Raw genomic sequence first — 13350 nt, 5'->3', positions numbered from 1 at the left:
CTTGGAAATGTTTCGGTGCCCCTCCAATTGTCCCGGAAGGGAAAAAAATCACTCAACTCCCGTTTAATATATATTTTTCCAAGGGTTTGTGCAAAATGTTGAAATGGAGTGTTTTGTTGCTCCTTTTTATATCATTGCCAAAGTTGGCATCCCCACGGTTACGATTCTTTTTCGGAAGTGAAACGAAATTTAACAGTGGGATATTTCTGTTGTGTCATTTGTAAAGAGAAAGCGGAGTCAGCTAAAAAGACCAATTGCCCCATTTTATCCTTGGCCAGATATTTTTGTTTGATACGTTTGAATTCTGCGAACTCTTCATTTTCCTTTTCAGGATCGACCCAACATGCTTTGTGGACAGGAAAATTTTCATAGGTACATTTGGCCCCATATTCATGCTCCAATCGATATTGGATTACTTCATATTGTAATGCACCAACTGTCCCAATGACTTTTCTTCCGTTAAGTTCCAGGGTAAATAGTTGTGCAACACCCTCATCCATGAGTTGGTCAATCCCCTTGTTCAGTTGTTTGGCCTTCATGGGGTCGGCATTGTTAATATATCGAAAGTGTTCCGGAGAAAAGCTCGGAATACCCTTATAATTCAATTTCTCCCCATTGGTTAAGGTATCACCAATTTTGAAGTTTCCGGTATCATGGAGGCCCACAATGTCCCCTGGATAGGAAATATCCACAATTTCCTTTTTTTCAGCAAAAAATGCATTTGGACTGGAGAATTTTATTCTTTTATCCTGTCGTACATGTAGGTATGGGGTATTGCGTTCAAAAGTACCGGAGACGATTTTTATGAATGCCAAGCGATCACGGTGTTTGGGGTCCATATTGGCATGGATTTTAAAAACAAATCCTGAAAAATCACTTTCATTGGAGTTAACCAGTCGTTCTTCGGCCATTTTGGGTCTTGGAGTGGGAGCTATTTCAATAAAACAATCCAATAGTTCCCGAACACCAAAATTGTTCAATGCGGAACCAAAGAAAACCGGCTGTAGACTCCCGTCCAAATAGTCTTTTTTGTTGAACTCAGGATAGACTGCCCCGGCCAATTCCAAATATTCCCGTAAGTTATGGGCATGGGATTCTCCAATAATCCCTTCCAACTCGGGACTATCCAAATCATCAAAGGCAATGGTGTCCTCAATATGTTGCTTGCTATTTCCACTAAAGAGGTTAATGTTCTTCTCATAAATATTGTAGATACCTTTAAAATCATATCCCATTCCAATAGGGAAACTCAGTGGTGTTACCGTTAATCCCAGCTTTTGCTCCACCTCATCCAGTAAGTCAAAAGCATCCTTACCTTCACGATCCAGTTTGTTTATAAAAACGATCATCGGAATATTGCGCATCCTACATACTTCGACCAGTTTTTCGGTTTGCTCTTCCACCCCCTTGGCAACGTCAATGACCACAATTACACTGTCTACTGCGGTTAACGTCCTAAAGGTATCCTCCGCAAAATCTTTGTGTCCCGGGGTATCCAGAATGTTTATCTTTCGGTCCCTATAATTAAAGGCCAGGACGGAGGTCGCGACGGATATGCCCCTCTGGCGCTCGATTTCCATAAAATCACTCGTAGCGGACTTTTTTATTTTATTGCTTTTCACAGCCCCTGCTTCCTGTATTGCACCCCCGAACAACAGCAGTTTTTCAGTGAGTGTTGTTTTCCCCGCATCTGGGTGGGATATAATCCCAAAAGTCCGGCGCTTAGCTATTTCCTTCTCAAAATCCATTTAAAAAATTTGGGCAAAAATAAATCAATCTAAGTTGACCTCGTTGGACATTCTGTTTTCCAATTGTTAATATCAACAGGATAATTTCAATAAATAACAAGTATTGAATTGTTTGGACCAAAGTTTTTTTCGGTCAATTTTGACCTATTTACATACTTATTTCCCTTCAAAATCCATTAACAAAGTTTTTGCGTAAATAAAACATAAATAAAAAACAAGTAGTTAATCGAGTAAAATAGGAGTTCTTATGGATAAAAAGTAACTATGCCAAGTCATTTGACAAGAAAATCGAATATCTTGCGATGACACCGATTGCCCCACAATCTCAGTGAAAGAAATATACCTACGAAGGCCATGGTGATATGTTTAAGTAAAACTATCATTTATGGAGAGCACTACTTTTCTGTACCTTAAAAGAGCGATTTTATACGGTCTGACACTATTGGTGGGGGTATTTGTTTATATCATTATCAGTTCTTTTGATAAACCATTCTCTACGGGAAATGTGACAGTTTCAATGTATTTGGACACGGACACCGACACGGACTCGGATGGGATTCCCGATGTTGTGGACTTGGACGACGACAATGATGGGATACTGGACAGTGTAGAGGATTTTAATCTAGATGGTGATAATGATCCTTCTACCAATCCTAATGATTCCGATGGAGATTCCATACCGGATTATCTGGACATAGATTCGGACAATGATGGGATTCTTGACAATCTTGAAGGGCAGTCCTCATTTGATTATGTCGCTCCATCCGGAGTGGACAAAAATGGTAATGGCTTGGATGATGCCTATGAAGGGTCTTATGGTTTTGGAATTGTACCTATTAATACAGATTCAGATAATGGAGGTCTTGGAGGCTTACCAGATTATTTGGATGTGGATTCGGATATAGATGGTATCCGTGATAACGTTGAAGCACAATCATTAGTAGACTTTATTGCTCCTTCTGGTGTGGATATAAATGCCAATGGTCTGGATGATGCCTACGAAACTAAGTCTACATTGGGGCTTTTACCGATTAATTCAGACAACGACGTTTTTCAGGACTTTAGGGATTTTGATTCCGACAATGATGGAATAAAGGACAAAGTGGAAGCTCAGACTTCCGAAGGATTCATCCCTCCAATAGGGGATAATAATGGTAATGATATTGATGATTCTTACGAACAAGGGTTGAATCCAATAGATACTGACGGGGATACCATTCCGGATTTTAGGGATTTGGATAGTGATAATGATGGCTTGCTAGATATTATTGAAGCTCAAAAGGCAAGTAAATTTAAGGGGCCTACTGGCAATGACGCTAATAAAGATGGAATGGATGATGGTTTTGGAGCTGGAATTGATCCAATTAATTCAGATGGAGATACCAAACCAGATTTCCGTGACATCGACAGTGACAATGACGGTATCCCGGACAACGTTGAGGGTCAGCCGACCTCGGGCTATGTTGCACCGAGCGGCACGGATACGGACGGTGACGGCCTCGACGATGCCTACGAGGGGAGCGGCGACGAGGGGATCACGCCGGAGAACACGGACGGGACGGACGAACCGGACTACCTTGACGATGACTCGGACAACGACCTTGTACCGGACAACAACGAGGGGAACGACTTTGACTTCGACGGCGTACCGGACCAGGCCTTCACTGGTACGGACACTGACGGGGACGGGCTTGACGACGGCTATGAGGGCTCGGACGTTGACGACGGCTTCGACGTGAACGACGAGATCGACGACCCTGCGAACGACCTGCCGGACACGGACGGCACCGAGGACGTGAACTACCGCGACCTTGACGATGACGGCGACGGGATCGACACCCCCGACGAGGACGCCGACGGTGACGGCGACCCGACCAATGACGATACGGACGGTGACGGCACACCGGACTACCTTGACCCCGATGGGGACGGCACGGACACCGATGGTGACGGTGTACCCGACGTTGTGGACATCGACGATGACAACGACGGCATCCTGGACGTTGTGGAGGACCCTGACCTTGACGGTGACGGCGACCCATTGACGGACCCGTTGGACAGTGACGGCGACGGCATCCCGGACCACCTGGACATCGACAGTGACAACGACGGCATCCCGGACAACGTGGAGGGCCAGCCGACCTCGGGCTATGTTGCACCGAGCGGCACCGATACGGACGGTGACGGCCTCGACGATGCCTACGAGGGGAGCGGCGACGAGGGGATCACGCCGGAGAACACGGACGGTACTGACGAACCGGACTACCTTGACGACGACTCCGACAACGACCTTGTACCTGACAACAACGAGGGGAACGACTTTGACTTCGACGGCGTACCGGACCAGGCCTTCACTGGTACGGACACTGACGGTGACGGGCTTGACGACGGCTATGAGGGCTCGGACGTTGACGACGGCTTCGACGTGAACGACGAGATCGACGACCCTGCGAACGACCTGCCGGACACGGACGGCACCGAGGACGTGAACTACCGCGACCTTGACGATGACGGCGACGGGATCGACACCCCCGACGAGGACGCCGACGGTGACGGCGACCCGACCAATGACGATACGGACGGTGACGGCACACCGGACTACCTTGACCCCGATGGGGACGGCACGGACACCGATGGTGACGGTGTACCCGACGTTGTGGACATCGACGATGACAACGACGGCATCCTGGACGTTGTGGAGGACCCTGACCTTGACGGTGACGGCGACCCATTGACGGACCCGTTGGACAGTGACGGCGACGGCATCCCGGACCACCTGGACATCGACAGTGACAACGACGGCATCCCGGACAACGTGGAGGGCCAGCCGACCTCGGGCTATGTTGCACCGAGCGGCACCGATACGGACGGTGACGGGCTCGACGATGCCTACGAGGGGAGCGGCGACGAGGGGATCACGCCGGAGAACACGGACGGTACTGACGAACCGGACTACCTTGACGACGACTCCGACAACGACCTTGTACCGGACAACAACGAGGGGAACGACTTTGACTTCGACGGCGTACCGGACCAGGCCTTCACTGGTACGGACACTGACGGGGACGGGCTTGACGATGGCTATGAGGGCTCGGACGTTGACGACGGCTTCGACGTGAACGACGAGATCGACGACCCTGCGAACGACCTACCGGACACGGACGGCACCGAGGACGTGAACTACCGCGACCTTGACGATGACGGCGACGGGATCGACACCCCCGACGAGGACGCCGACGGTGACGGCGACCCGACCAATGACGATACGGACGGCGACGGCACACCGGACTACCTTGACCCCGATGGGGACGGCACGGACACCGATGGCGACGGTGTACCGGACGTTGTGGACATCGACGATGACAACGACGGTATACTGGACGTTGTGGAGGACCCTGACCTTGACGGTGACGGCGACCCATTGACGGACCCGTTGGACAGTGACGGCGACGGCATCCCGGACCACCTGGACATCGACAGTGACAATGACGGCATCCCGGACAACGTGGAGGGCCAGCCGACCTCGGGCTATGTTGCGCCGAGCGGCACCGACACTGACAACGACGGCCTCGACGATGCCTACGAGGGGAGCGGCGACGAGGGGATCACGCCGGAGAACACGGACGGCACTGACGAACCGGACTACCTTGACGACGACTCCGACAACGACCTTGTACCGGACAACAACGAGGGGAACGACTTTGACTTCGACGGCGTACCGGACCAGGCCTTCACTGGTACGGACACTGACGGGGACGGGCTTGACGACGGCTATGAGGGCTCGGACGTTGACGACGGCTTCGACGTGAACGACGAGATCGACGACCCCGCGAACGACCTGCCGGACACGGACGGCACGGAGGACGTGAACTACCGCGACCTTGACGATGACGGGGACGGGATCGACACCCCCGACGAGGACGCCGACGGTGACGGCGACCCCACCAACGACGATACGGACGGCGACGGCACACCGGACTACCTTGACCCCGATGGGGACGGCACGGACACCGATGGCGACGGTGTACCGGACGTTGTGGACATCGACGATGACAACGACGGCATCCTGGACGTGGTGGAGGACCCTGACCTTGACGGTGACGGCGACCCTTTGACGGACCCGTTGGACAGTGACGGCGACGGCATCCCGGACCACCTGGACATCGACAGTGACAATGACGGCATCCCGGACAACGTGGAGGGCCAGCCGACCTCGGGCTATGTTGCGCCGAGCGGCACCGACACTGACAACGACGGCCTCGACGATGCCTACGAGGGGAGCGGCGACGAGGGGATCACGCCGGAGAACACGGACGGCACTGACGAACCGGACTACCTTGACGACGACTCCGACAACGACCTTGTACCGGACAACAACGAGGGGAACGACTTTGACTTCGACGGCGTACCGGACCAGGCCTTCACTGGTACGGACACTGACGGTGACGGACTTGACGACGGTTATGAGGGCTCCGATGTTGACGACGGCTTCGACGTGAACGACGAGATCGACGACCCTGCGAACGACCTGCCGGACACGGACGGCACCGAGGACGTGAACTACCGTGACCTTGACGATGACGGCGACGGGATCGACACCCCCGACGAGGACGCCGACGGTGACGGCGACCCGACCAATGACGATACGGACGGCGACGGCACACCGGACTACCTTGACCCCGATGGGGACGGCACGGACACCGATGGTGACGGTGTACCCGACGTTGTGGACATCGACGATGACAACGACGGCATCCTGGATGTTGTGGAGGACCCTGACCTTGACGGTGACGGCGACCCATTGACGGACCCGTTGGACAGTGACGGCGACGGCATCCCGGACCACCTGGACATCGACAGTGACAACGACGGCATCCCGGACAACGTGGAGGGCCAGCCGACCTCGGGCTATGTTGCACCGAGCGGCACCGATACGGACGGTGACGGGCTCGACGATGCCTACGAGGGGAGCGGCGACGAGGGGATCACGCCGGAGAACACGGACGGTACTGACGAACCGGACTACCTTGACGACGACTCCGACAACGACCTTGTACCGGACAACAACGAGGGGAACGACTTTGACTTCGACGGCGTACCGGACCAGGCCTTCACTGGTACGGACACTGACGGGGACGGGCTTGACGACGGCTATGAGGGCTCGGACGTTGACGACGGCTTCGACGTGAACGACGAGATCGACGACCCTGCGAACGACCTACCGGACACGGACGGCACCGAGGACGTGAACTACCGCGACCTTGACGATGACGGAGACGGGATCGACACCCCCGACGAGGACGCCGACGGTGACGGCGACCCCACCAATGACGATACGGACGGCGACGGCACACCGGACTACCTTGACCCCGATCCGAATACCTTGGACATCATTGTGAACCAGTTTATGGATATTAATAGTGCAACGAACAGTTTCTTGTTTATTTTTAATGTGGAAAGGATTCCCAACAATCGAATGAGAATCTATAATAGATGGGGGGTATTGGTATTTAACGGGAGTAATTACAACAATATCAATAATGTATTTGATGGAAGATCAAGGGGAAGATCTACCTTGGATGTCAATGAATTTCTTCCATCTGGAGTATATTACTATATTTTTGACTACGAAGATTCCAATGGGAATCAAATTACGGAAAGCGATTACTTTTATTTAAATAGTAGGTAAGCCATTATGATAAAAAATACTAATGCACTAATTGGCCTAATATTTTGCTTGTTGATAGGTTTCGGACTGCGAGCCCAGCAAGATGCTCAATATACCCAGTACATGTTCAATACCTTGAGCATAAATCCAGCCTATGCAGGTTCCAGGGGACAATTGACTTTTGCAGGCCTTTATAGGGCGCAATGGGTAGGATTGAATGGAGCACCGGAAACATTTACAATCAACCTGCATTCCCCAATAAGGGAAAGTAAAATAGGTTATGGGCTTTCTGTCATCAATGATAACATTGGGGATGGACTGATACAGGAGACCTCTGTGGAGGCTGCGGCATCTTATACCATAGATTTCGATTTGAACAGAAAATTATCTTTTGGGCTTACCGTAAGTGGTGATTTTTTGTCCTTGGATTTCAATGGTCTCCGAAATGTAGATCGCGAAGGGGTTAATCAACCCGTTACCGAACAGGGGACACTCTCAGAATTTAATCCCAATTTTGGCTTAGGGCTGTATTATCATACAGACAGATTTTATGTTGGATTTTCGGTTCCAAAATTGTTCAATAGGGAACATTTTGATAATAATGGACAAAACTTTTTTTCTGTTGACCGGGCCAATTACTATTTAATTACAGGATATGTTTTCGATTTGAATGCGGACTTAAAATTCAAACCTGCCCTATTGACAAAAGCCGTGGAAGGAGCCCCTGTACAAGTAGATATTTCCGCTAGTTTTCTGTTCAATGAGCGGTTCAGTTTTGGGGCCGCTTACCGATGGGATGCTGCCGTGAGCGCATTGGCCGGCTTTCAGGTTACCGATCAGATCATGTTGGGGCTGGCCTATGACAGGGAAACTACGGAATTGGGAGGTACACGCTTTAATGATGGATCTTTTGAAATCTTTTTGAGGTTGGAATTACTGAAAAGCTTCCAACGTACTATTTCGCCACGTTTTTTCTAAATATCAGGGGATGCTAAAAAAAATACTTCTTTGTTCATCGGTAATCTTAGGAATCTGTGCAACAGGTTCGGCACAGGAACGGAGACTGGAGCGCGCCAACAAAAAATATAATGAGTACTCCTTTAGTCCAGCTATAGATATTTACAAGCGTGTTCTGGAGAAGGGATATGAGTCGGCAGACTTATTGAAGCGATTGGGCAATTCCTATTATTTTAATGCAAAATATGAGGAAGCGGCTCCTATTTACAAGCAGTTGATAACTAAATATGGCGATAATGATAGTATCATTACCCCTGATTTTTACTTTAGGTATGCCCAAACCTTAAAGACCCTGGGAGATGATGAAGATGCCGATAAGATGTTGGCAACGTTTTCCGAGCTTACCAAAAGTAGCGGTGTCATAGATGCTCTTGAGGAAGATTATTTGGCCAAAATAGAGGAGAATTCCGGGAGGTATTCCATCAAAAACTTCCCCTACAATTCAAGGCTTTCCGATTTTGCCCCTACATTTTACGAGGATGGATTGATTTTTTCCTCGGATAGGGATACGGGTAACTTGGCCCGATACCGTCATACCTGGAATTCCAAGGATTTTTTGGATTTGTATTCAGTCAGTTTGAATGGCGACAACAATAGGGTGAAAAAAGTGTCTGGAGATGTTAACACGAGACTGCACGAATCTACTTCCGCAATTACCAAGGATGGAACCACGATGTACTTCACCAGAAATAATTTTTTGGATGGAAAGCGCTATGAAGATGATAATGGAACAATTCGATTAAAGATTTATCAAGCGACTTTGGTAGATGGCGAATGGATCGATATTACGGAACTTCCTTTTAATAGTGATGATTATTCGGTAGCCCATCCTGTTTTAAGCCCAGATGAAAAGCAGCTGTATTTTGCTTCGGATATGCCAGGAACATTGGGAGAATCGGATTTATGGAAGGTAAGAATTGTTGGGGATGGCACCTTTGGTCCGCCAATAAATCTTGGTAGGAATATCAATACCGAAGGTCGCGAAACCTTTCCATTTATTACGGATAAAGATGTCCTCTACTTCTCTTCCGATGGTCATCCGGGATTGGGAGGTTTGGATGTTTTCGCTACAAAAATTGCTTTTGATGAATATGACCAGCCCATTGTAAACGTGGGCAGATTGGTCAATAGTAAATACGACGACTTTTCTTTCATCATTGACGAGGAAAGTAGGGAAGGATATTTTTCTTCAAATCGTGTTGAAGGGGGAATGGGAGAGGATGATATTTATGGATTTTCTGAAAACGAACCTTTACAATTGGATTGTATACAAGAGGTAACCGGCACGGTGAGGGATAGGATATCCAATGAGATTTTGGTGGGGGCCACCGTTAAGATCATTGATGAGGAGAACAAAGAAGTCTCTTCCACCATAACCGATTCCAAAGGAGCGTACGTATTGGCATTGGACTGTTCCAAGGGAAATTTTGTTAGGGCTTTAATGGAAGGGTACATACCATCGGAAGAATTTCTACCGGAATCCTATGGAAAACCAAGGATTGTGGACTTTTATCTGGAGAGGGATGTGGTCACCGGAGGATTTGGGGATGATTTGGCCAAGTTACTTCAATTAAGTACGATTTATTTTGATTTGAACAAATACAATATCAGGCCGGATGCGGAGATTGAAATCCAGAAGGTAATCGTTGCCATGGAGAAATATCCGAGTTTAAAAATAAAGGTCAATGCCCATACGGACAGTAGGGGGAACGATGCCTACAATTTATGGCTTTCCCAACAAAGGGCAGAATCCACTGTGGATTATATGGTCTCCAAAGGAATTTCCAGGGACCGTTTGGAAGGGGAAGGTTTTGGGGAAAAATTGCTTCTGAACGAATGTGATGATGGTATTCGTTGTTCTCGGGAAAAGCATCAATTGAACAGAAGATCGGAGTTTATTATTCTTGAGTAGTATAGTTGGTACAAGGATACAATAGATTGAAAAGCAACTTTTTAGAGTTGCTTTTTTTGTTTGGAATCTGAACTTTCAACTTGCTGTAACACCGCCTTTCGAGGTATTCACTTTATCGATAAGCCCTTTCACAACAAATATTTAGGAAAGCTTACGGCTAAGATTACATTTGGGCACAACGTTCTTTAAGGATGCTGTTGAACCATGACCTTATCCTGGAAAAAATACCTAGTATCACTTTTAATCGCATTGGTGTATTCCATTAGCGATGGATATGCGCAGACCTTTGATTCCCATTGGTGGAACGGTAGGGGCTATTTGATGGATTTTAGAACAAATCCTCCCACAATTTCTTGTACGTTACCCTCGGATGGGGCTTTTGAAGCTACCTCGGTATGGTCCGACCCGGATTCTGGAGAGCTTGTTTTTTATGTGGATAACGGGGCGGTCAGGGATAGTAATGGTAACCTATACACCAATGGCGGTACAATCAATACCAATGCCACCAGAACCCAAATGGCAACCGTTATGCCCGTACCGGGTTCCAATTTTGAACAAGTTTATATTTTACATGGCGATGGAAGGGATGAGGACAGACAAGGTACGGTGTATTATTCAATCGTGGATATTCCTTCAGAAACCGTCATAAGCAGTAACAACGTATTGCATTCCAATACAACGGAAGCAGTTTCCGGGGTGGCAACCGGAAATGATTGTGGGGCCTGGATAGCCAGTATTTCAAATAATTCTGGATCTTGTACCACAAATTGTGCCGCGTCGTTGGGTTTATGGCTTGTTAATGATACAAATCTGCTTACGGCGGCCCGGGCAAATAATCCGGATATTTCCATTCCCCTGCCCATTAATCTACCTCGTAGGGGTGAACGGGCCACAATTAGGTTTTCCCAGCAAAGCGATAGAATTGCCATTGCTATTGAAGGAGGGGGAAGTACCACCAATGGAGGTATATTCTACGCCAATTTTAACTCCGCTACCGGAACAATTGGTTCGTGGACGGCAGTACCCAGGACTTCAGGTGTCAATACCCATACGGGATATAGTGTCGAGTTTTCTCCCGATGGGAGTCGACTGTTTTTTGCCCATCAAAACTCTTTTGGCTCTAGGTTTGACAGTCAATCCATCGGATGGTCGGACCCACTCTGGGTGCATGTCATTGGGAACAGTTCTTCCACAACGATTGATAATTCCACCACTGCTTCTGGAGTACAATTGGGTCCAGATGGCAATTTGTATTACACCAGTTCGGGAAGTACAACCATTAGAAGGGTAACAAACCCAAATACCGTAACGGGGAGTGGTAATGCGGTTTTTGACAACTTAACGTTGGGTTGCGGGGCAACACAGGGATATAATTTTTCACAACAAGTGGTTTATTTTGGAACTTGTTCCCCAGACACGGATGGCGATGGTCTGGACAATAATGAGGATATAGATGATGACAATGATGGGATAATCGATACCATTGAGGGAACCTCGGATACCGATGGGGATACCATCCCGGACTATCTGGATTTGGATGCCGATGGGGATGGTATTCCTGATAATGTGGAAGCCCAGCTCTCAACAACATATATTGCACCCTCCAATTCAGATACGGACAACAATGGATTGGACGATGCCTATGAATCCGTACCTGGTGCTGGAGAAGGACTCACACCCGTTAATTCAGATGGTGCTGATAGCCCCGACTTTAAGGATACGGACAGCGATAATGCGGATAACTTGGATCGAATTGAATCCGGACTTTCCTTGAGTGGAAGTGATTCCGATGGGGACGGTCTCGATGATAATGTGGACACAAGTACGGATTATTCAGACCCGGCGGGGGTGGTAGATAATCCTCTTACAGGGCCAATACTATTGACGGACACCGATGGAGATGTACTTTCGGGAGGTGACTTGGATTTTCGGGATGTTTTGGTATCCTTGGATCAGGATAATGACGGATACACCAATGATATTGATGATGATGACGATAATGATGGTATTTTGGATGTGGACGAATGTCCCGTAACTTCGGGAGTGGTCAATGTAACGACTTCAACCTTCAATATCCCGCAGACGGGTGGTACTTCTACACAGCTTGTCGACCTTTCGGCAACGGGCATACCTATCGGTTCTACGGTTACAATATCCAATATTGTGGCTACGGGCGATTTAAATGGTAGTACGGAAACTTTTACGTTGGATTTTAATTCCGGTGAGTTCAACACTGGAAGTGTACGTACTGGAGTTCAGTGCAGTGCCACCCTGGACCCTTTACTGACCCCAATTACTACTACTGTTACGGTAATTGATATTGGTGCTGGTGTTCCGGGAGTTCGTATTTTGGGACAAACCTCCTCTGGCGTGAACAATTTTGGCTCCTGCAATGGAGTGGATTATCAGTTGGATATAGACGCGAGCTATACGATAGCCTGTACTTTGGATACAGATGGAGATGGAATTTACAATGATTTGGATGTGGACAGTGACAATGATGGTTGTCCCGATGCATTGGAGGCCTCCGGAAGCTTTGGATATTATGATTTGGATGCCAATAATCAATTGATTGGCGGGGTGGACGTCAATGGAATTCCAACGGTTGTATCCCCACTTGGTCAGTCCACTACGGCTTCGGTAACGAATGCTTCGGTTCGATCCGGTTGCCCAAATACGGTAATTACCAATAGAAGAATTACGTATAGGATCAATAGGAATTAGGATGGAATTGTTCTCGGTTTTTTAAATCCTTATACTTCTCAGCCCCGTTGATTTTATTGATTTCATCGACAAAAAGCACTTTCCAATTTAAAATTGACTTCACTTTTTAAGAGCTATACCGTAGGAAATCATCCATACACAACAATTATTTTACTCGCCTACACGTAAAGCTAATTTTGTAAGATGATGAAGTGAATTCGAATCAAATCGATTCAAAATAAACGATTTAAAATTAAATACAATTAGTGTATTGGACATCGAATAGGATTGTCCCGGCAAAA

General features: G+C 48.1%; 5 protein-coding genes. 4 read left to right on the top strand and 1 reads right to left on the bottom strand.

The window, feature by feature from the left end; genetic code table 11:
- Positions 1-158 precede the first annotated feature (158 nt).
- The gene (locus L0P88_RS02295) at positions 159-1748 is read right to left on the bottom strand and encodes a peptide chain release factor 3 (RefSeq protein WP_247133025.1); all 1590 of its coding nucleotides are present in this window, start codon (positions 1746-1748) and stop codon (positions 159-161) included.
- Positions 1749-2133: 385 nt separating this feature from the next.
- Between L0P88_RS02295 and L0P88_RS02290 the strand changes: the two genes are divergently transcribed.
- The 4 genes from L0P88_RS02290 (at position 2134) to L0P88_RS02275 (ending at position 13069) form a co-directional block, all read left to right on the top strand.
- Positions 2134-7437: a gliding motility-associated C-terminal domain-containing protein gene (locus L0P88_RS02290; protein WP_247133024.1), complete on the top strand. Its 5304-nt coding sequence runs from the start codon at positions 2134-2136 to the stop codon at positions 7435-7437.
- Between the two features lie 6 nt (positions 7438-7443).
- The gene (locus L0P88_RS02285; protein ID WP_247133023.1) at positions 7444-8394 is read left to right on the top strand and encodes a type IX secretion system membrane protein PorP/SprF; all 951 of its coding nucleotides are present in this window, start codon (positions 7444-7446) and stop codon (positions 8392-8394) included.
- Positions 8395-8404: 10 nt separating this feature from the next.
- On the top strand, positions 8405-10345 hold the full coding sequence (locus tag L0P88_RS02280; protein WP_247133022.1) for an OmpA family protein: 1941 nt from the start codon (positions 8405-8407) through the stop codon (positions 10343-10345).
- 204 nt (positions 10346-10549) lie between these two features.
- Positions 10550-13069: a hypothetical protein gene (locus L0P88_RS02275; protein WP_247133021.1), complete on the top strand. Its 2520-nt coding sequence runs from the start codon at positions 10550-10552 to the stop codon at positions 13067-13069.
- The last annotated feature ends 281 nt before the right edge of the window (positions 13070-13350 follow it).

Source organism: Muricauda sp. SCSIO 64092 (assembly GCF_023016285.1).
Lineage (GTDB): Bacteria > Bacteroidota > Bacteroidia > Flavobacteriales > Flavobacteriaceae > Croceivirga.
This window is presented reverse-complemented; position numbering and strand designations above follow the sequence as displayed.

What these genes read in the sequence shown, in the direction of transcription:
- L0P88_RS02295 (WP_247133025.1), bottom strand. Translation starts at nt 1,748, where the DNA reads ATGGATTTTGAGAAGGAAATAGCTAAGCGCCGGACTTTTGGGATTATA.
- L0P88_RS02290 (WP_247133024.1), top strand. Translation starts at nt 2,134, where the DNA reads ATGGAGAGCACTACTTTTCTGTACCTTAAAAGAGCGATTTTATACGGT.
- L0P88_RS02285 (WP_247133023.1), top strand. Translation starts at nt 7,444, where the DNA reads ATGATAAAAAATACTAATGCACTAATTGGCCTAATATTTTGCTTGTTG.
- L0P88_RS02280 (WP_247133022.1), top strand. Translation starts at nt 8,405, where the DNA reads ATGCTAAAAAAAATACTTCTTTGTTCATCGGTAATCTTAGGAATCTGT.
- L0P88_RS02275 (WP_247133021.1), top strand. Translation starts at nt 10,550, where the DNA reads ATGACCTTATCCTGGAAAAAATACCTAGTATCACTTTTAATCGCATTG.